At 64.4% G+C, this 18,727-nt stretch carries 19 protein-coding genes; 12 read left to right on the top strand and 7 right to left on the bottom strand.

All coding sequences use genetic code 11. The annotated features are described in order from the left end of the window. Positions 1-24 precede the first annotated feature (24 nt). Positions 25-966: an NAD(+) diphosphatase gene (gene nudC / locus M9955_11110; protein ID MCO5082192.1), complete on the top strand. Its 942-nt coding sequence runs from the start codon at positions 25-27 to the stop codon at positions 964-966. A gap of 13 nt (positions 967-979) precedes the next feature. Further along, on the top strand, positions 980-1,321 hold the full coding sequence (locus M9955_11105; GenBank protein MCO5082191.1) for a Dabb family protein: 342 nt from the start codon (positions 980-982) through the stop codon (positions 1,319-1,321). Between the two features lie 7 nt (positions 1,322-1,328). Here the strand turns inward: M9955_11105 and M9955_11100 are convergent, their stop codons facing one another. From M9955_11100 to M9955_11090, 3 genes are all read right to left on the bottom strand, one after another. Further along, positions 1,329-1,877 (bottom strand): dihydrofolate reductase family protein, encoded by a 549-nt coding sequence (locus M9955_11100; protein ID MCO5082190.1) that lies wholly within the window; start codon positions 1,875-1,877, stop codon positions 1,329-1,331. Between the two features lie 86 nt (positions 1,878-1,963). Continuing rightward, complete coding sequence (locus M9955_11095) at positions 1,964-2,827, bottom strand: prephenate dehydratase (GenBank protein MCO5082189.1); 864 nt, start codon at positions 2,825-2,827, stop codon at positions 1,964-1,966. A gap of 19 nt (positions 2,828-2,846) precedes the next feature. Beyond that, positions 2,847-3,575 carry a 3-deoxy-manno-octulosonate cytidylyltransferase gene (locus tag M9955_11090; GenBank protein MCO5082188.1) on the bottom strand — a complete coding sequence of 243 codons (729 nt, stop codon included), beginning with the start codon at positions 3,573-3,575 and terminating at the stop codon, positions 2,847-2,849. A gap of 204 nt (positions 3,576-3,779) precedes the next feature. Between M9955_11090 and M9955_11085 the strand changes: the two genes are divergently transcribed. The 9 genes from M9955_11085 (at position 3,780) to M9955_11045 (ending at position 14,040) form a co-directional block, all read left to right on the top strand. Next, positions 3,780-4,532: a cytochrome c family protein gene (locus M9955_11085; protein MCO5082187.1), complete on the top strand. Its 753-nt coding sequence runs from the start codon at positions 3,780-3,782 to the stop codon at positions 4,530-4,532. Positions 4,533-4,645: 113 nt separating this feature from the next. Then, positions 4,646-6,562 (top strand): extracellular solute-binding protein, encoded by a 1,917-nt coding sequence (locus tag M9955_11080; GenBank protein ID MCO5082186.1) that lies wholly within the window; start codon positions 4,646-4,648, stop codon positions 6,560-6,562. Then, positions 6,562-8,430: an extracellular solute-binding protein gene (locus M9955_11075; GenBank protein MCO5082185.1), complete on the top strand. Its 1,869-nt coding sequence runs from the start codon at positions 6,562-6,564 to the stop codon at positions 8,428-8,430. The genes M9955_11080 and M9955_11075 overlap by 1 nt, the downstream gene beginning before the upstream one ends. Positions 8,431-8,526: 96 nt before the next feature. Further along, entirely contained in the window at positions 8,527-9,624 is a 1,098-nt protein-coding gene (locus M9955_11070) for a microcin C ABC transporter permease YejB (GenBank protein ID MCO5082184.1), read from the top strand. Beyond that, positions 9,621-10,772: an ABC transporter permease gene (locus M9955_11065; protein MCO5082183.1), complete on the top strand. Its 1,152-nt coding sequence runs from the start codon at positions 9,621-9,623 to the stop codon at positions 10,770-10,772. The genes M9955_11070 and M9955_11065 overlap by 4 nt, the downstream gene beginning before the upstream one ends. Positions 10,773-10,821: 49 nt before the next feature. Continuing rightward, the gene (locus M9955_11060) at positions 10,822-11,070 is read left to right on the top strand and encodes a type II toxin-antitoxin system VapB family antitoxin (GenBank protein MCO5082182.1); all 249 of its coding nucleotides are present in this window, start codon (positions 10,822-10,824) and stop codon (positions 11,068-11,070) included. Further along, positions 11,067-11,456, top strand: a complete 390-nt coding sequence (locus M9955_11055) for a type II toxin-antitoxin system VapC family toxin (protein MCO5082181.1) — start codon at positions 11,067-11,069, stop codon at positions 11,454-11,456. The genes M9955_11060 and M9955_11055 overlap by 4 nt, the downstream gene beginning before the upstream one ends. Beyond that, complete coding sequence (locus M9955_11050) at positions 11,453-13,081, top strand: ABC transporter ATP-binding protein (protein MCO5082180.1); 1,629 nt, start codon at positions 11,453-11,455, stop codon at positions 13,079-13,081. Before M9955_11055 ends, M9955_11050 begins: the two co-directional genes overlap by 4 nt. 8 nt (positions 13,082-13,089) lie before the next feature. Continuing rightward, a complete protein-coding gene (locus M9955_11045) occupies positions 13,090-14,040 on the top strand; it encodes a glyoxylate/hydroxypyruvate reductase A (GenBank protein MCO5082179.1) in 951 nt (316 codons plus the stop codon). Here M9955_11045 and M9955_11040 read toward each other — a convergent pair. The 3 genes from M9955_11040 to M9955_11030 are packed head-to-tail and all read right to left on the bottom strand — an operon-like array spanning position 14,034 to position 16,670. Beyond that, entirely contained in the window at positions 14,034-14,903 is an 870-nt protein-coding gene (locus M9955_11040; protein ID MCO5082178.1) for an NlpC/P60 family protein, read from the bottom strand. The genes M9955_11045 and M9955_11040 overlap by 7 nt on opposite strands. Next, positions 14,900-15,250, bottom strand: coding sequence for a MarR family winged helix-turn-helix transcriptional regulator (locus M9955_11035; GenBank protein ID MCO5082177.1), 351 nt, complete (start codon positions 15,248-15,250; stop codon positions 14,900-14,902). The genes M9955_11040 and M9955_11035 overlap by 4 nt, the downstream gene beginning before the upstream one ends. A 49-nt stretch (positions 15,251-15,299) precedes the next feature. After that, positions 15,300-16,670, bottom strand: coding sequence for a leucyl aminopeptidase family protein (locus tag M9955_11030; GenBank protein MCO5082176.1), 1,371 nt, complete (start codon positions 16,668-16,670; stop codon positions 15,300-15,302). Between the two features lie 130 nt (positions 16,671-16,800). On the opposite strand from M9955_11030, the gene M9955_11025 reads away from it, so the two are divergent. Then, positions 16,801-17,625 carry a tetratricopeptide repeat protein gene (locus M9955_11025; GenBank protein ID MCO5082175.1) on the top strand — a complete coding sequence of 275 codons (825 nt, stop codon included), beginning with the start codon at positions 16,801-16,803 and terminating at the stop codon, positions 17,623-17,625. Between the two features lie 100 nt (positions 17,626-17,725). Here the strand turns inward: M9955_11025 and M9955_11020 are convergent, their stop codons facing one another. After that, positions 17,726-18,724: a type II secretion system F family protein gene (locus M9955_11020; GenBank protein MCO5082174.1), complete on the bottom strand. Its 999-nt coding sequence runs from the start codon at positions 18,722-18,724 to the stop codon at positions 17,726-17,728. Between the last annotated feature and the right edge of the window lie 3 nt (positions 18,725-18,727).

The following is an 18,727-nucleotide window of genomic DNA, read 5'->3' as shown; positions in this document are numbered from 1 at the left end:
ATCGTTCATCAGCCTACGGATCTCATGACCTTCCCTCTTTTCGACGCGCCCCAGCAGGAGCCGAGCCGGTTCGTCGGCTTCGGCGGCAACATGATCGACCGGCAGGCCGAGCACCGCAGCGACGACGTCACCGTCAGGGCGCTGGCGCAACCTTCCGCGCGCCTCATGCTGATGCGCGGCGGCCGTTGCTACCTGAAACTGGCCGGCGAGACGTTCCAGCCCTATTTCAGCCTCGCCGAAGCCGAGACCCTGGGAGCCGTGCTTTCCGAAGCGGTGCTGCTCGGCGTCGATGCTGACGGGCCGGTGGTGGCGGCGCCCGGCGGGCTCGAACCCGAGGCCCTGCCCGACGGCATCAAGGCGATCGACTATCGCTCGATCAACGTTCAGGGTCTGATCGATCCTGCGGCCGCCGGCGCGCTCGCGCAGGGCGCCGCGCTGCTCGCATGGCACGCCAGCCACGCCTATTGCAGCCGGTGCGGCACGAAGAGCGAGATGCGGATCGGCGGCTACAAGCGCGCCTGTCCGAGTTGCGACGCGGAGCATTTTCCGCGCACCGATCCGGTGGCGATCATGCTGGCGGTGACGCGCGAGCGCTGCCTGCTCGGACGCGGACGGCATTTCGCGCCGGGCATGTTCTCGGCGCTCGCGGGCTTCATCGAGCCCGGCGAGACGATCGAGAATGCTGTGCGGCGCGAAACCCTCGAAGAGTCCGGCATCCGGCTCGGCCGCGTCGTCTATCATGCCAGCCAGCCGTGGCCGTTCCCCTATTCGCTGATGATCGGCTGCTATGGCGAGGCGCTGAACGAGGACATCACGGCCGATACGGCCGAACTGGAAGCCTGCCGCTGGTTCACGCGCGACGAAGTCTTTGCGATGATCGAAGGCAGGCACCCCGACGGCATCTTCGTGCCGCCCACGGCGGCAATCGCAAGCCTCCTGATCCGGAACTGGGCAGAGAACGGCTGAAAGGAGTCTTTCGATGATCCGCCACACCGTCGTCTTCCGGCTGAGGCACGAACGTTACTCCGCCGCCGAAAAGGGCTTCCTCGATGCCGCTAAGGCGCTGGCCGACATTCCGGGCGTGAGGAAGTTCGAGCAACTGAAACAGGTGAGCCCGAAGAACGACTACACGTTCGGCTTCTCCATGGAATTCAGCGACCAGGCCGCCTATGACGGCTACAATGGCCATCCGGACCATGTCGCTTTCGTGCGCGACCGCTGGGTGCCCGAGGTCGAGGCGTTCATGGAGATCGACTACGTCCCGCTCGGCCGCCAGCCTGTGCGGAAACCCCGGCAGGGCCTGCCCGGTCGGACAGCCTGAGCTTCGCCTACGCGGCGACCTCGTACCTCAGGATCACGGCGCCGTTCTGCAGCGGGCGTGTTTCGAGCAAGCGGAAATCCGCGACTCGGCCCTTCTTGAAGAGAGGCGTGCCGTCGCCGATCGCGGCGGGCACGACGCAGAGCATGATCTCGTCCACCAGCCCGTTGTCCATCAGCGAATCGACGAGTTCGGCGCTGCCAAAGACATAGAGGTCCTTGTCGGCCTCCGCCTCTCGCTGGCGGATGGCGCCGGCGATGTCCGCCACGATGCGCGTGTTGTTCCAGTCGGGCTCCGTCAAGGTGCGTGACGCCACCAGCTTCGGCAGCGCGTTCATGTAGGTCGTAATCGTGCCCGGTTCGGCCGTTTTCCAGTACGAGGCCATGCCCTCGTATGTGCGCCGTCCGAAAACCAGCGTATCGGCCTTTTCGCCGAAGGTGTTGCTGAGCTCCTCCAGCTCAGGCCCCCAGACCTTTTCATGAAAGGAAAGGTCCCAGGGCTGTCCGCCCTCGAAATAGCCATCCAGCGTCATGAGGTTCCAGACGATCAGTTTCGACATCGCTCTTCTCCAACCGATTGCATTTCTGAACCGGTTTCAACATATATCGAAACCGCTATCGAATTGCAAGCGGTGCGGCGCGTATCCTAATCCGCCAGCTTCCATTCCTCGCGCGAATCGCTGCGCGGATAGACGCCGACGATGCGCATCTCCTTGGAGAAGAAGCGCAGTTCCTCCAGCGCCAGCTTGACGTTGGGGTCCTCTGGGTGCCCCTCAATGTCGGCGTAGAAGAGCGTCGCGGTGAAGGCGCCGAGCTGGTAGCTTTCCAGCTTGGTCATGTTGACGCCGTTGGTGGCGAAGCCGCCCATGGCCTTGTAGAGCGCGGCCGGCACGTTGCGGACGCGGAAGATGAAGGTCGTCATCATCTTCGCCTCTGGCGAAGGGCGTTCAGCCCAGCGCTTCTCCTTCGTCAGCACGACGAAGCGGGTGACGTTGGTATCGGTGTCCTCGACATTCTCCTCCAGAATATCGAGGCCGTAGAGGCTGGCGGCCAGCTTCGGCGCGAGCGCCGCCATGGTGCGATCGCCGATCTCGGAGACGAGCTTGGCGGCGCCGGCCGTATCGCCGGCCACGATCGGCTTCCAGCCGTTCTTGCGGATGTATTTGCGGCACTGGCCGAGCGCGTGGATGTGGCTGTGGACGGTCTTGATTTCCTTGCGCGCCACGCCGGGCAGAACCATGAGCTGGAAGTGGATCGGCAGGAAATACTCGCCGATGATGCTGAGCTTCGACTCCGGCAGAAGATGGTGGATATCGGCCACCCGCCCGGCGATCGTGTTCTCGATCGGGATCATGGCGAGGTCGGCCTTGCCCGCCTCAACCGCGTTGAAGGCATCCTCGAAAGTCGGGCACGGCAGCGGCTCCATGTCCGGGAACATGTTGCGGCAGGCCGTGTCGGAATTGGCGCCGGGCTCGCCCTGGAAGGAGATGCGGTTCGTCTTCTGGATCATGTTGCTTCGTTTCGTGGATTCAGCGGGCCAGCATGGCGCGGGCGCGTTCGAGGTCTTCGGGCGTATCGACGCCGAGCGGGACGGAATGGACGATTTCGGCGTCGATGCGCATTCCGGCTTCGAGCGCGCGCAGCTGTTCCAGCCTTTCGCGCAGCTCGAGGACGGACGGCTTCAGCGAAACGAAGCGCTCGAGCGCGGAACGCCGGTACGCATAAAGCCCGATGTGGTGATAGAGCGGCCCCTCGCCCCAGGGCGCGGTCGCGCGCGTGAAATAAAGCGCCCGCAGCCGGGAGGACGACAGCGGCGAACCGACGATCTTGACGACGTTCGGATTGGCCTTTTCCTCCTCGCGGACGATCTCGACGCCCAGCGTGGCGATGTCCACCGTCCTGTCCGCGAGAGGCTCGACGGCGGCGCGGATGAGCTGCGGCTCGATCGTGGGCAGGTCGCCCTGCACATTGACGACCGTCGTGACCCTGCCCTCCGGGTCGAGCGCCTGCAACGCCTCGAAGATGCGGTCGGAGCCGGACTGGTGGTGCGCACCGGTCATAACCGCCTCGAATCCATGATCCGTGACGGCAGCGGCGACTTCCGGCGCATCGGTCGCGACCACCGCCCTGCCGAGGCCGCTTTCAGCCGCCCGCCGCACGACATGAACGATCATCGGCACCCCGGCGATGTCGGCCAGCGGCTTGTTCGGCAGGCGCGTTGACGCCAGGCGGGCGGGAATCAGGATCAGCGTGGTCATCGAAGCGGGCGGAAGGGCGTCAAAAGGTGTCAAAACGTCTCACAGGAAAGCGCCCTTATAGGTGTTGCAAGGATTGGGCAAAAGACCTAGTTTCCGCGCGGTTTGCCGCGCCTTGACCACGGATGCCCCAGCCGTACGATTGGGGCAGTACGATAGGCGGCACTTTTCATCCGGTTTCGCCGGAACATGGAGCCTCGGGGGCGTATGGATTCGTCTGAACTGAACAAATATCTGGCAGGGTTCCTGGGGACCTGCTTCGTCGTGATGTCCATCGCGATCGTCTCCGATTCGATCTTCGCCGCGCCGCATCCGGAGAAACCCGGCTATGCCATCGAAGCCGCAGAAGGGTCCGGGGGCGGCGCTGAAGCCGGTGGCCCGGCCGCCGAGGAATCCGTCCTGCCGCTGCTCGCCGGCGCCAATGTCCAGGCCGGCGAGGCCGTGCACAAGAAGTGCGTCGCCTGCCACACGACGGAGAAGGGCGGCGCCAACAAGACCGGCCCGAACCTCTGGGACGTGGTGAACCGTCCGCTCGCTTCTCATGAAGGCTTCGGCTACTCGGCCGCGATGAAGGAATTCTCGCAGGGCGGCTCCGTGAAGTGGGACTACGAGCATCTCGACAAGTTCCTGACCTCGCCGAAAGGCTTCATCAAGGGCACGGCGATGGGCTTCGCCGGCGTGAAGAAGACGCAGGAACGCGCCGACCTGATCGCCTATCTGCGCACCCTGTCCGACAATCCGGCCCCGCTGCCGGAAGCTGCCGCTCCGGCGCCCGAGAACGCATCGGCCACGGGCGGCGAAACCGCGACGCCGGCAGAAGGCGGTGCGGCGCCCGCAGAAGAGGCCCCGTCCGGAGAGGCGGCTCCCGCCGAGCAGGCCCCCGCGCCTGCCGAGCAGACGCCGGCGGCACCGGCCGAGCCTGCACCGGCAGCGCCCGCCGAACCCGCACCGGCTCAGTGACAAAAAAGTAATCTCGCATTTCACGAAAAAGCCGGGTTCTCCCCGGCTTTTTTGCTATGAGGCATCTGGATGACGGCGAAACGCCGGAATTGCGACCAGCCACGAGGAGCAGGATGTCGATTTCATTCAGGGTGACCGGTCTAGCCTTCAGTCTCGCAGCCACCCTCGCGATCGGCCAGGCCTCCGCCCAGGAGTGGCACACGACTTCCTCCCTCATGGGCGAGTCGAAATACGGCGAAAACTTCCAGCGCTACGACTACGTCAATCCCGACGCCCCGAAGGGCGGTACGCTGAACAGCGTCGCCGGCAGCACGTTCGACAGTTTCAACCCCTATATCGTGCGGGGCAGTCCGGCGGCGGGATTCGGTTCCTTTGGCGGCGGCCTGCTCTACGACACGCTGATGGAGCAATCGATTGACGAGCCGAGCGTCAGCCATCCGCTCATCGCGAATGCCTACAAGTTCCCCGAAGACTATTCCTCCGCGACCTACAGGCTCGATCCCGCCGCGCGGTGGCATGACGGCCAGCCCATCACGGTCGACGACGTGATCTGGTCCTTCAACGTTCTGAAGGCCAACAGCCCGATGTACAACCGCTACTACGAGAACGTGACGGAAGCGGTGGCGCTGAACGACCGCGAAGTCGAGTTCCGCTTCGACCAGAAGGGCAACCGCGAATTGCCCAAGATCATGGGCGACCTCGTCGTCCTGCCCAGGCACTGGTGGGAGGGTACGGACGCCAAGGGCAAGAAGCGCGACATCACGCAGCCGACGCTGGAGCCGCCGCTCGGGTCCGCCGCCTACAGGATCGCCAGCTTCAAGCCCGGGCAGGAAATCGTCTGGGAACGCGTGCCGGACTATTGGGGCGCCGGGCTGGCGGTGAAGATCGGCCGCGAGAATTTCGACAAGCGCCGGTATGTCTACATCCAGGACGACAACGCCGCGTGGCAGGCCTTCACCAAGGGCGGTTTCGAGGACATACATTCGGAAAACAGCTCGCGACGCTGGGCCACCTATTACAATTTTCCGGCGTTCCAGGCCGGCGACGTCGTGACGAAGGAGTTCCCGGCCACCTCCCGCGCCTCGTTCCAGGGTTTCGTCATGAATACCCGCCGACCGCTGTTCCATGACCGGAAAGTGCGGCAGGCGCTGACCTACGCCTTCGACTTCGAGACGATGAACCGCACGATCTTCTACGGTTTCAACACGCGCACGGACAGCTTCTTCGAAGGCAGCGAACTCGCCGCGCACGGACTGCCGCAAGGCAAGGAACTGGAGATTCTGAACCAGTACAAGGATCAGTTGCCGCCGGAAGTCTTCACCACGGAATACAAGCTGCCGGTCTACGAGCAGCCCAAGACCGGGGATCAGGCGGATGCGAAGGCCCCGGCCAGCCCGCCGCAACCGGAACGCGCCATCCTGCGCGAGGTGATAAGGCTGTTCGGGGAAGCCGGCTGGAAGATCCAGAACGGCAGGATGACGAACGAGAAGGGCGAGCCCTTCACCATCGAGATCCTCGGCAACAACGATACGGACGAGGTCATCGCCAACCCCTATATCAACCAGTTGAAGAAGATCGGCGTGACGGCGACGCTGCGGATCGTCGATCCGAGCCAGTATGTGAACCGGGTCAACAATTTCGATTTCGACATGCTGACCACGGTGCTGGCCCAGTCGGATTCGCCGGGCAACGAGCAGCGCGATTTCTGGTCGTCGAGAGCAGCCGACTCGCCCGGCTCGCGCAACCTCTCCGGCATCAAGAACCCGGTGGTGGACGCGCTGATCGACCGCGTCATCTTCGCCACCGACCGCGAGGATCTCGTCGCCGCGACGAATGCGCTCGACCGCGTGCTTCTGTGGAACTTCTATGCCGTGCCGCAATACCACCGGGCCGTGGTCTGGCTCGCCTACTGGAACAAGTTCGGCATCCCGGAGAAACAGCCGGATTATGTCGGCCCGGACATCGATTCCTGGTGGATCGATCCGGAGAAGGAAGCCGCGCTGGCCGCCAAATACAAAGGCGCCAATTGATGGCGGCGCTCTCGCGACGCCATTTTCTCGCGGGAGCCGGCGCAGCGGTTGCTGCCCCGTTCGTTCGGGGAGCGGCGTTCGCCTCCACCCCGGCCGGCGTGCCGCTGCACGGGCTCTCGGCTTTCGGCGAGCTGAAATACCCGGCTGATTTCAAACATTTCGACTATGTGAATATCGACGCGCCGAAGGGCGGCACGTTCAACTACGGGCCGTCGCAGTGGCTATACAATCAGAACCCCTACACCTTCAACACGCTGAACAGCTTCGTCGCCAAGGGCGACGCGCCGCCGCGCATGGAGATCTGTTTCGATTCGCTGATGACCGGGGCGATGGACGAGCCGGATTCGATCTACGGGCTCGCGGCGGAAAGCGTCACCATTTCGGAGGACAGGCACAGCTTCACCTTTGCCATGCGGCCCGAAGCGCGCTTCCATGACGGCTCGCCGCTGACGGCGCATGACGCGGCCTTCAGCTATCTTCTGCTCAAGGACAAGGGCTATCCTGACCTTCTGCTGACGCTGACGGAACTCAGCGAAGCCGTCGCCGTCGACGATCACACGCTGCGCCTCACCTTTTCCGGAAAACAGTCCGACCGCACAATCCTCGACGCCGCGACCTTCCCGATCCTGTCCAAAGCCTATTTCGACAAGGTGCCGTTCGACAGTTCGCGCATGGAGCAGCCGCTGGGCTCCGGCCCGTACAAGGTCGGGCTCGTGCGGCCAGGACAGACCATCGAATATGAACGCGTCGCCGACTATTGGGGCCGCGATCTTCCCGTGAACCGGGGCATCTACAATTTCGACCGGCTGCGGATCGAGTTCTACGGCGACCGGCAGGCGGCGTTCGAGGCGTTCAAGAAAGGCGAGGTGCTGTTCCGCGAGGAGGCGACGTCGCGCATCTGGGCGACAGGCTATGATTTTCCGGCGATCAACGACGGCAAGGTCGTGAAGCGCGAGTTCCCGTCCGAAAAGCGGCCGGCGATGCAGGCCATGGCCGTCAATCTGCGGCGCGAGCGGTTCCGGGACGTGCGCGTGCGCCGCGCCATCGCGCTCTGTTTCGACTTCGAATGGACGAACAAGTCGCTGTTCTACGGTCTCTACGACCGCTCGCAATCCTCTTTCGAGCGTTCGGAGTTCAAGGCGGCGGGCGCGCCGTCGCCGGCCGAACTGGCGCTGCTGGAGCCCCTTCGGGACAAGCTGCCGCCGGAGGTCTTCGGCGAACCTTATTCGCTGCCATCCTCCGACGGCAGCGGCCGCGACCGAAAACTGCTCGGCGAAGCGCGCAAGCTGATGACCGAAGCGGGCTGGAAGCCTGAGGGCGGCGTTTTTCGCAACGACAAGGGCGAGACGTTCAGGCTGGAAATCCTCGTCGACGACGAGGGTTTCGTGCGCATCTATTCGCCCTGGATCGAGAGTCTCAAGGCGATCGGCTTCGACGCCTCGCTGCGCATGGTCGATTCCGCGCAGCATCAGGCCCGGCAGTCGAGTTTCGACTTCGACATGATCGGCATGGCGCTGCTGTTCAGCCCGACGCCGACGCGCGAGGGCATGGACGGCATCTTCCACTCGAAGTCCGCCAGTCTGCAGGGCTCGCGCAACCTGCCGGGCACCGCCGATCCCGCCGTCGACGCGCTGGTAGGGGCGATTGCCGGCGCATCGAGCCGCGCGGAGCTGGTCACGGTGCTCAACGCGCTCGACAGGGTCTTGCGCGCGCGGCTGGACTGGATTCCAAGTTGGTACTCGGCGAATCACCGCGTGGCGTTCTGGGACATGTTCGGCTTCAGGGAGCCGAAACCAGACTACGGCTTCGCGACCGAAACGCTGTGGTGGTTCGACAGGGACAAGGCGACGGCGATTGGGAAGGGGTGAAAAGGGGACGAAAGGCCAACGATCCGGCTTTTCGAGCGATGAACGCCCGAAGCGCAGGCGTAGGGCCGGGCGACCCGTGATGCAGGTTCGCGCCTGATGGCCGCCTATATCCTGCGCCGCATCCTGCTGATGATCCCGACCATCCTCGGGATCATGGCGATCTCCTTCGCCGTCATCCAGTTCGCGCCCGGCGGCCCGGTGGAGCAGGTGATCGCCAGGATCACCGGACAGGGCGGCGATGCCGGCGAGCGCATATCGGGCGGTGGCGGCAGCGATGCCGGCCAGAATTTCGACGCCGGCGGCGAAGGCTCGAAATATCGCGGGGCGCAGGGACTCGACCCCGAATTCATCGCCAAGCTGGAAAAGCAGTTCGGCTTCGACAAGCCGCCGCTCGAACGGTTCGGCAAGATGCTGTGGGACTATCTGCGCTTCGATTTCGGCGAGAGCTATTTCCGCGACATCTCGGTACTCGACCTCATCGTCGAGAAGATGCCGGTGTCGATCTCGCTCGGTCTCTGGATCACTCTGATCTCCTACGCGATCTCCATCCCGCTCGGCATTCGCAAGGCGGTGAAGGACGGCTCCGCCTTCGATATCTGGACGAGCGGCGTGGTCATCATCGGCTACGCCATCCCCGGCTTCCTCTTCGCCATCCTGCTGATGGTGCTGTTCGCGGGCGGTTCCTTCTGGGACTGGTTCCCGCTGCGCGGCCTGACCTCGGAGAACTGGTCGCAAATGTCGTGGCCGGACCGCATCCTCGACTATTTCTGGCACCTGACGCTGCCGCTGACAGCCATGGTGCTGTCGGCCTTCGCGACGACGACGCTGCTGACCAAGAACTCGTTCCTCGACGAAATCCGCAAGCAATATGTCGTGACGGCCCGCGCCAAGGGGCTTTCCGAGCATCGCGTGCTCTACGGCCACGTCTTCCGGAACGCCATGCTGATCGTCATCGCCGGCTTTCCGGGCGCCTTCATCTCTGCCTTCTTCACCGGATCGCTGCTGATCGAGAACATCTTCTCGCTCGACGGGCTCGGGCTGCTCGGCTTCCGCTCGGTGCTCGACCGCGACTACCCCGTGGTCTTCGCCAATCTCTACATCTTCTCACTGCTCGGGCTGTTCGTCAGCCTGATCTCCGATCTCACCTATACGTGGATCGATCCGCGCATCGACTTCGACCGGAGAGACGTTTGAGCGAGATCCAGCTCAAGGCCGAGGTGGAGCAGGTGCGGGAGCGGACCGCGCGGCCATGGCTGTCGCCGCTCAACCAGCGCCGCTGGCAGAATTTCAAGGCAAACCGGCGCGGCTACTGGTCGCTCTGGATCTTTCTCGTCCTGTTTCTGCTCTCGATGCTCTCCGAGTTCATCGCCAACGACAAGCCGATCCTCGCCTCCTACAAGGGCGAAATCCTTTTCCCAGTCCTGATCGACTATCCGGAGGAGAAGTTCGGCGGCTTCTATGCCGTCACCGACTATCGCGATCCGGTGATCCAGGACGAGATCAACGCTAATGGCTGGATGATCTGGCCGCCGATCCGCTATTCCTATCGCACCGTCAACAACGAGATACCGGAGGCCGCGCCCGCAAGGCCGAGCTGGCGCTTCACCAAGGAAGAGCGCTGCCAACGCTATCCGATGGGCGCCGACGATCCCAACTGCGTCGTCGGCAACTGGAACTGGCTCGGCACCGACGACCAGGCGCGCGACGTCATGGCGCGCGTCATCTACGGCTTCCGCATCTCGGTGCTGTTCGGCCTCGTGCTCACCGTCGCATCGGCGGTCATCGGCGTATCGGCCGGCGCGGTCCAGGGCTATTTCGGCGGCTGGACTGATCTTCTCTTCCAGCGTTTCATCGAGATCTGGACCTCTATTCCGGTCCTCTACCTCATCCTCATCATCGCCGCCGTGCTGCCGCCGGGCTTCTTCATCCTGCTCGGCATCATGCTTCTGTTCTCGTGGGTCGGCTTCGTCGGCGTGGTGCGGGCGGAATTCCTGCGCGCCCGCAACTTCGAGTATGTGAATGCGGCGCGGGCGCTCGGCGTGCCGAATCGCACCATCATGTTCCGACACCTCCTGCCCAACGCCATGGTGGCGACGCTCACCTTCCTGCCCTTCATCCTCAACGGCTCGATCACCACGCTGACATCGCTCGACTTCCTCGGCTTCGGCCTGCCGCCCGGCTCCGCCTCGCTCGGCGAGCTGCTCCGGCAGGGCCAGCGCAACCTCAACGCGCCGTGGCTCGGCATTTCGGGCTTCGTGGTGATTTCGCTGATGCTCTCCCTGCTGATCTTCATCGGCGAGGCGACGCGCGACGCCTTCGATCCGCGGAAGACTTTTCGGTAGAGGGGGGCCGTGGTATAAATTTTTCTGATTTTCTACCACGGAGGCTGCGATGAGCCTGAACATAAAGAGCGAACGCGCCCACGAACTGGCCCGCGAACTGGCCCGCGAAACCGGAATGAGCATGACCTCCGCCGTCGAGAAAGCCTTGGAAGATCAATTGATGCGGATACATCGACATGCGGAGCGCGAATATCGCTATCAGCGCATCAGAGAAATCGTCTCCAGCCTGCCGCCGGTACCTCAGGGTGTGACGAGTGATCATTCCGATCTCTACGACGATGACGGGTTGCCTGCATGATAATCGACGCATCTGCATTGCTCGCCATCCTTCTGAACGAAAGCGATGCGGACAAGTTCAGTCGCGCGATCGCGGACGAGCTTGAGGATCTTCTGATCTCGCCGATCAACTTTGTGGAAGCTGCAATTCGGGCGGACAAGCAAGGCGAGACGGTGTCGGCGGCCTTTGACGAAATCATCCGTGTTAGCGGCATCAAAGTCTCTCCACCCTCTGTCCATCAGACGCGCCTCGCCCGGGAGGCCTACAAGACGTTCGGCAAGGGCAATCACCCTGCCAGGCTAAATCTCGGCGATTGTTTCGCCTACGCTCTCTCCAAGGCGCGCAACGAACCTTTGCTCTTCAAGGGCGACGATTTCCGGCAGACCGACGTCGAGGCGGCCCTTTGACGGCTCCCCTCCTCTCCGTCCGCGATCTCTCCGTCGCTTTCACGCAGGGCGGCCGGACGACGACGGCGGTCGACCATATCTCCTTCGACATAGGCAAGGGCGAGACGGTGGCGCTGGTCGGCGAATCCGGCTCCGGCAAATCCGTGTCGGCGCTCTCGGTGCTCAAGCTCCTGCAATATCCGGCCGCGAGTCATCCATCGGGGCAGATTTTCTTCGACGGCAAGGACCTGATGGCGCTCGACGAGCGCGACCTGCGCAAGGTGCGCGGCAACAAGATCACCATGATCTTCCAGGAGCCGATGACCTCGCTCAATCCGCTGCACACGATCGAGCAGCAGATCGTCGAGGTGCTGAAGCTGCATCAGGCGATGAGCGACCGCGCCGCCCGTGCGCGTACATTGGAACTCCTGAAGGAAGTCGGCATACGCGACCCAGAGAGCCGGCTCGGCGCCTATCCGCACCAGCTTTCCGGCGGCCAGCGCCAGCGCGTCATGATCGCCATGGCGCTGGCCAACGAGCCGCAGCTCCTGATCGCGGACGAGCCGACAACGGCGCTCGACGTCACGGTTCAGGCGCAGATCCTCGAACTGCTCGACGGTTTGAAGAAGAGGAACGGCATGTCCATGCTGTTCATCACCCACGACCTCGGCATCGTCCGCAAGATCGCCGACCGCGTCTGCGTCATGACCCATGGCAAGATCGTGGAAAGCGGACCGACGGAACAGCTTTTCAGGAATCCGACGCACGAATACACGCGCCACCTGCTCGCCGCCGAGCCGAAGGGGCGCCCGCCGGCTCCTGATCCCAACGCCGAAACCGTGATGAAAGGCCATGACGTCAAGGTATGGTTCCCGATCAAGCGCGGATTCCTGCGCAAGACCGTCGGCCACGTGAAGGCAGTCGACGGCATCGACGTGCATGTCGAGGCTGGGCAGACGCTCGGCGTGGTCGGCGAGTCCGGCTCCGGCAAGACCACGCTCGGGCTGGCGCTCTGCCGCATGATCTCGTCCACCGGCGAGATCCACTTTTCGGGCCGTGACATCGCGAAACTCTCCTTCACGGAGATGCGGCCGCTCCGGCGGGAATTGCAGATCGTCTTCCAGGACCCCTTCGGATCGCTGAGCCCGCGCATGTCGGTGGCGGAGATCATCGAGGAAGGGCTGAAGATCCACGAGCCAAAACTCTCGGCGGACGACCGCGACGGCAAGGTCGTGGCCGTGCTGAAGGAGGTCGGACTCGATCCGGAGACCCGCTTCCGCTATCCGCATGAATTCTCCGGCGGCCAGAGGCAGCGCATCGCGATTGCCCGCGCCATGGTGCTCAATCCCCGCTTCGTCATGCTGGACGAACCGACTTCGGCGCTCGACATGAGCGTGCAGGCGCAGGTGGTGGACCTCTTGCGCAATCTGCAGGCGAAGCACAATCTCGCCTATCTCTTCATCAGCCACGATTTGAAGGTGGTGCGGGCGCTCGCCAACCACGTCATTGTCATGCGTAACGGCCAGATCGTGGAGGCGGGTCCCGCCGAGCAGATTTTCGAGCGGCCGCAGACCGATTACACCAAGGCGCTCATCTCGGCCGCGTTCCATGTGGAGACCGCGCCTGCCGGCGTCGTCAGCCAATAGGAAGCGTCATGACTACAGCACCCAAGGGCCGCGTCCTGCTGGCGATTTCCGGCTACGATCCGCACGCCTGGCAGGCTGCATTCGCAGGCCGGCGCGACGCCGTGCTCGACACGGACGACCCACACGATCCGACCATCCGCTATGCTCTCGTCTGGAAGCAGGGCGGCAGCCGGCTTAGGGCCTATCCCAATCTCAAGGCGATCTTCTCGGTCGGCGCGGGCGTCGATCATCTGCTCGCCGACCCGATGCTGCCGGACGTACCGATTATCCGCGTCGTGGACGATTCGCTGACCCAGCCGATGACCGAATATGTCGTCTGGCGCGTGCTCGACCACCATCGGCAGGGCGTGCTCTACCGCGCCCAGCAGCGTGACAGGATCTGGTACGAGCCGCCGCAGCCGCAGGCGGGCGAGGTGGCGGTCGGCATCATGGGACTCGGCGAACTCGGCTCGGCCGCCGCGAGAGCGTTGCTGGCGCTCGGCTATCGGGTCAACGGCTGGAGTCGGCGGCCGAAGGACCTGCCGGGCGTGACGACCTTCGCCGGCACGGATCGCCTCCCTGCCTTTCTGGCCGCGACGGACATCCTCGTCGTCCTGCTGCCGCTGACGCCCGACACACGCGGCGTCATCGACTATGGCCTGCTGCGGCAGTTGCGACGCGATAACAGGCTGGGAGGCGCCTGCCTCATCAATGCGGGACGCGGAGGATTGCAGAAAGGCGCCGACATCCTGCGGGCCTTGGACGACGGCACGCTGAAGGAGGCGACGCTCGACGTGTTCGAGACGGAGCCCCTGCCGCGGGACAGCCCGATGTGGACGCATCCGAAGGTTTTCGTCACGCCGCACGCCGCCTCCACGTCTGACCCCGCGCATCTCGTGCCGCCGATGATCGCGCAGATGGATGCGTTCGAGCGCGGCGAACCGCTGCGCAATGTGGTCGACAGAACTGCCGGTTATTGAGACGCTGGACGCCTGAACGCCGTCGGCAGACCGTAGAGCGGGCTGATCCGCGCGACAGCGTCACGCAGCGACTCGTTCGACACCAGCATGGTGTGGCCGCTGGCATGAATCATGTTCACGGCGTCGGTCATGATCGCGACGTGACCCTTCCAGAACACGAGATCGCCGCGCCGGAGTTTCGAGAAATCCGCATCGACGGCGAGCGGCTTGCCGATCGAAGCCACCTGCATGTCGGTATCGCGCAGCACGCTGACGCCGCACATGCGCATCGAAAGCTGGACGAGACCCGAACAATCGATGCCGAAGCCCGAAGTGCCTCCCCAGAGATAGGGCGTATGGATCAGGGTTTCCGCCACTGACACGTAGTCGGCGGCATGGCTGCCGACGGGCAGGAGATGCTGGGCGATGACCGCCTCGCCCTCGTCAAGCAGCGCATAGACGGTGTTGCGGGTTTCGGCGAGGCCGACGACGGCGACGCGCGATCCCATGGAGAGAACGCGAACGCGGGGCCGGCGCAGATCCGGGGCCGGATAGACGAAGGTGCGTGGCACCGAGACGACATGGGTGAATTCCGCAGCCGCATCGCCGAGCGCATCGGCCGCGACATAGCCGACATAACCGTCGCGTACCCCCTGCAGCCAGGCCCAGCCGTCATGGTTCTCGAAAACCAGCACCTCGTCGCCAAGCAGGAACTGGGTGTTCAATCCGGAATGGACGTCCGGCGCCTTCATCACATCGGCCACGGGAACGGCGATTGAAGCCGGTCGGCCGATGACATTGCGGGCGGCGGTCACCTGCTCGCCGAGCCGCGCGTCGGCTAGATCGGGCCGAACCGCGTTCAGGCGCAAGTCGAGGTCGGTCAAAGGGGAAGCTCCCTGGCCTTGGCCATGATCACGTCGCCGAGACGCTCGACATACAATGCGCCTTCGACCGTTCGCTTGACAAGCACGTTGCGCCGGTCGGTTTCGTCGCGGTGCCGCGAGACGAGCTTCAGCGCGCCCATCGTATCGAGCGCGCGGGTGATGACAGGCTTTGTGACACCCAGCGTCGCGGCGAGCCCGCGGATCGTGTGAGGCGGCGGTTCGAGATAGATATGCAGCAGGATGGCCATTTGACGCGAGGTCAGATCGGGCGCGTCGTCGCGCACCTCGGAGAGCAGAACCGTCTGCCAGAGCCGTAGTGCCTGGCTGGGGCGCAGCTGAATCGCCATTGCCCGAGCATGACGGAAATTCGTTTCGCTTCCGTTTCGAGCGGCAGGATCAGCCCGGATAGCGCCGGGCAAGCACGCGCTCGAGCGCGCGGATCGCCTGCGCCTCGCCGCCGACCGGGCAATGCGGCTTCTCCACCGGATTCCAGCCGAAGATATCGAAATGCGCCCAGGTCCCGGCCTTCTCGACGAACTTCTTCAGGAAGAGCGCCGCGGTGATCGATCCGGCGAAGCCGTCCGAGTTCACATTGTTGGTGTCCGCCACTTTCGACGCCAGCCGCGCCTCATAAGGCTTCCAGAGCGGCATACGCCAGAGCGGGTCCTCGACGGCGTTGCCGGCCGCCGACAGCTCGGCCGCGAAGCCGTCGTCGTCGGTGTAGAAGGGCGGCAGATCCGGACCGAGCGCGACACGCGCAGCGCCTGTCAGCGTCGCCATGTCGATCAGCAGTTGCGGCTCCTCCTCGTCGGCCAGCGCCAGCGCGTCGCCCAGCACCAGCCTGCCCTCGGCGTCGGTGTTGCCGATCTCGACGGTAATGCCTTTTCGCGACGGCAGGATGTCGCCGGGACGGAAGGCATTGCCGGCGATGGCGTTCTCGACGGCGGGGATCAACACCCGCAGCCTGAGCTTCAGGCCGGCCGACATGATCATCGACGCCAGACCGAGGACGTTGGCCGCGCCGCCCATATCCTTCTTCATTAAAAGCATGCTGGATGCCGGCTTGATGTCGAGGCCGCCCGTGTCGAAGCAGACGCCTTTGCCGACCAGCGTCACCTTCGGCGCGTCGGATGGCCCCCATCGCAGGTCGATGAGGCGCGGCGCGTCGGAGGAGGCGCGGCCGACCGCATGGATCATCGGGAAATTCTGGGCCAGCAATTCGTCGCCGACGATCGACTTTACGGCCGCGCCATGCGCCGTGCCGAGACGGCGCGCGGCGCTCTCCAGCGCCTCCGGCCCCATATCGTTCGTCGGCGTGTTGATGAGGTCCCGCGTGAGATAGACGGCCTCGGCGATGCGCCGGACGCGCGCCGTGTCCGCGCCGTCCGGCGCCAGCAGACGCAAAGCGCGGCCGGGCTTCTTGCCATAGCGCGTGAAGGCATAGTTGCCGAGCATGACGCCGAGCAGGATCTGCTCGGCATTGGCGGGATCGCCTGCCAGCCGCCAGAGTCCTTCCGGCAGCGCCTTGCCGAGCGCCCCCGCCGCAAGGTGGCCCTCGCTTCCGTCTCCGGTTCCAAGCAGCGCGCCGACGACCGCGCCGTCACGTCCGGCCAGCAGCAGGACACGACCGGCCTCGCCGGAAAAGCCGTTCGCGCCGGCCCATCCCATAGCGACGGGGTCCAGACCGGCCTCATCGAGACCGTTCTTCGGCACAAAATGGATCGGAGCGCCCTCCTCGGCGGATTCGACGATCACTTCGACAGTCATTCCATCCAGTCCTTCCGGCAGACGTTAACCATTGCGGGACGGTCTTAACCATCCGTTAGGGTTAACAGAATATTTCTCCGGGATGCGCGGCCCGCTTGCCGCGGCGGTTTCGAACGGAGAATCGGCGCCGATGTTGACCAAACACCGCACGAAGGCAATCACGAATCGAGTCCTGAGGGCGGGCGCGGCGATGCTGCTGGTCGCGAGCGTCGCCGGATGCGCGAGCAACAAGAACCTCACCACCGGCTCCATATCGCGAGCGGACACAGGCCGCCCCGTCGATCAGATGTCGGCCGGCGAACTGGCAAGTGCGGCCGATTCGCTCGGACAGGCCTATGCGAAGAACCCGACAGACAAGGCGATCGGCCTGCGCTACGCCAGCGTGCTGCAGATGAACGGACGGGCGGATCAGTCGCTTGCGGTCATGCGCAAGCTGGCCATCACCCATGCGAAGGACCGCGAAGTTCTCGCCGCCTATGGCAAGGCGCTTGCGGGCGCGGGACAGCTCGAACCCGCGCTCGACGCCGTGCGGCGCGCCCAGACGCCCGAATATCCCGACTGGAAGCTGCAATCGGCGGAAGCCGCCATCCTCGACCAGCTCGGCAGGCAGGCCGAAGCGCGCGAACTCTACCGCAAGGCCCTGGACGCCAAGCCGAACGAACCCTCGGTGCTCTCCAATCTCGGCATGTCCTACCTGCTGCAAGGCGATCTCAAGACCGCCGAAACCTATATGCGCTCCGCGGCCGAGCAACCGGGCGCCGACAGCCGGGTGCGCCAGAACCTGGCGCTCGTGGTCGGCCTGCAAGGCCGTTTCGGCGAGGCCGAAAAGATCGCCAGCCACGAGCTTTCGCCGCAGCAGGCGCAGGCCAACGTCGCCTATCTGCGCTCCATGCTCGCCCAGCAGAATGCCTGGAAGCAGATCAAGGACGAGGAAAAGGAAACCAACACCAACTGAAGACGGAGCCGGCAGCAGCCGGTTTCTCTCTCTCTCACAGGCCGCAAGAAAAAAGGACGCCGGATCACCCGAGCGTCCTTTTTCCGTTCTGCGGAAGGACTTACTGCTGCTGGTTCGGGAAGATGCCGCGCTGGCTGACCTGAATGCCGGCGGGTCCGAGGATGACCGCGAACAGCACCGGCAGGAAGAACAGTATCATCGGCACGGTCAGCTTCGGAGGCAGGGCCGCCGCCTTCTTCTCGGCCTCGTTCATGCGCATCTCGCGGCTTTCCTGCGCCAGCACGCGCAGGGCATGGGCGACCGGCGTGCCGTATCGTTCCGCCTGGATCAGCGCCTGCGTGACCGCCTTGACCGAATCGAGGCCGGTGCGGTCGGCGAGGTTCTCGTAGGCCGCCCGCCGCTCCTGAAGGAAGGAGAGTTCCGCATTGGTCAGCACGAACTCTTCCGCCAGATCGACCGACTGCGTGCCGATCTCGTCCGCCACCTTGCGGAATGCGGCCTCGACCGACATGCCCGATTCCACGCAGATCAGCATGAGGTCGAGCGCGTCGGGCCATGCCCGCTGGATAGACTGCTTGCGCTTGGTGCCGCGATTGCTGACGTAGAGCACGGGCAGGTAGAAGCCGGCATATGCGGCGCAAACGCAGACGAAAAGCTTTATGAAAGTCGGCTGCTTCGGCAGGCCGCCGAGCACGAAGAGATAGATGCCGGCGAGCGCGATGCCCGCGAAAGGCAGCGTCACGCGCGCGAAGAGAAAGATCGTCAGCGGGTTGCTGCCGCGATAGCCGGCGGTCCGCAGTTTCTGCAGCGTCGCCTCGTCGGCCAGCGCGCGCCGGAGATCGAGCCGGTCCACGATGCTGCGGACGCGGGACTGCTGCTCGCGAAGCCCCTGCCGCTTCTGGTCGCCGGTAGCCATCCAGTTGCGCTGCTTGGCGCGCAGCTGCTCGCGCTCGAGCGCCACGGATTTCATGCGGTTCTTCAGCGGATCGCCGCCGAGCGCCGGCAGAGCCGTCAGCAATGTCGCGAAGACCGCCACCGCCACCAGAAGCGCGATGAGGAAGGAGGGGTCGGTGAGGGTGCGGATGACTTGTTCGGACATTTG

Source organism: Rhizobiaceae bacterium (genome assembly GCA_023953845.1).
Taxonomy (GTDB): Bacteria; Pseudomonadota; Alphaproteobacteria; order Rhizobiales; family Rhizobiaceae; genus Arvimicrobium.
This window is presented reverse-complemented; position numbering and strand designations above follow the sequence as displayed.

Coding starts and splice junctions, on each gene's coding strand:
- M9955_11095 (MCO5082189.1), bottom strand. CDS start 2,827: ATGATCCAGAAGACGAACCGCATCTCCTTCCAGGGCGAGCCCGGCGCC.
- M9955_11045 (MCO5082179.1), top strand. CDS start 13,090: ATGACTACAGCACCCAAGGGCCGCGTCCTGCTGGCGATTTCCGGCTAC.
- M9955_11075 (MCO5082185.1), top strand. CDS start 6,562: ATGGCGGCGCTCTCGCGACGCCATTTTCTCGCGGGAGCCGGCGCAGCG.
- M9955_11025 (MCO5082175.1), top strand. CDS start 16,801: ATGTTGACCAAACACCGCACGAAGGCAATCACGAATCGAGTCCTGAGG.
- M9955_11020 (MCO5082174.1), bottom strand. CDS start 18,724: ATGTCCGAACAAGTCATCCGCACCCTCACCGACCCCTCCTTCCTCATC.
- nudC (MCO5082192.1), top strand. CDS start 25: ATGACCTTCCCTCTTTTCGACGCGCCCCAGCAGGAGCCGAGCCGGTTC.
- M9955_11070 (MCO5082184.1), top strand. CDS start 8,527: ATGGCCGCCTATATCCTGCGCCGCATCCTGCTGATGATCCCGACCATC.
- M9955_11060 (MCO5082182.1), top strand. CDS start 10,822: ATGAGCCTGAACATAAAGAGCGAACGCGCCCACGAACTGGCCCGCGAA.
- M9955_11090 (MCO5082188.1), bottom strand. CDS start 3,575: ATGACCACGCTGATCCTGATTCCCGCCCGCCTGGCGTCAACGCGCCTG.
- M9955_11100 (MCO5082190.1), bottom strand. CDS start 1,877: ATGTCGAAACTGATCGTCTGGAACCTCATGACGCTGGATGGCTATTTC.
- M9955_11085 (MCO5082187.1), top strand. CDS start 3,780: ATGGATTCGTCTGAACTGAACAAATATCTGGCAGGGTTCCTGGGGACC.
- M9955_11080 (MCO5082186.1), top strand. CDS start 4,646: ATGTCGATTTCATTCAGGGTGACCGGTCTAGCCTTCAGTCTCGCAGCC.
- M9955_11055 (MCO5082181.1), top strand. CDS start 11,067: ATGATAATCGACGCATCTGCATTGCTCGCCATCCTTCTGAACGAAAGC.
- M9955_11035 (MCO5082177.1), bottom strand. CDS start 15,250: ATGGCGATTCAGCTGCGCCCCAGCCAGGCACTACGGCTCTGGCAGACG.
- M9955_11105 (MCO5082191.1), top strand. CDS start 980: ATGATCCGCCACACCGTCGTCTTCCGGCTGAGGCACGAACGTTACTCC.
- M9955_11030 (MCO5082176.1), bottom strand. CDS start 16,670: ATGACTGTCGAAGTGATCGTCGAATCCGCCGAGGAGGGCGCTCCGATC.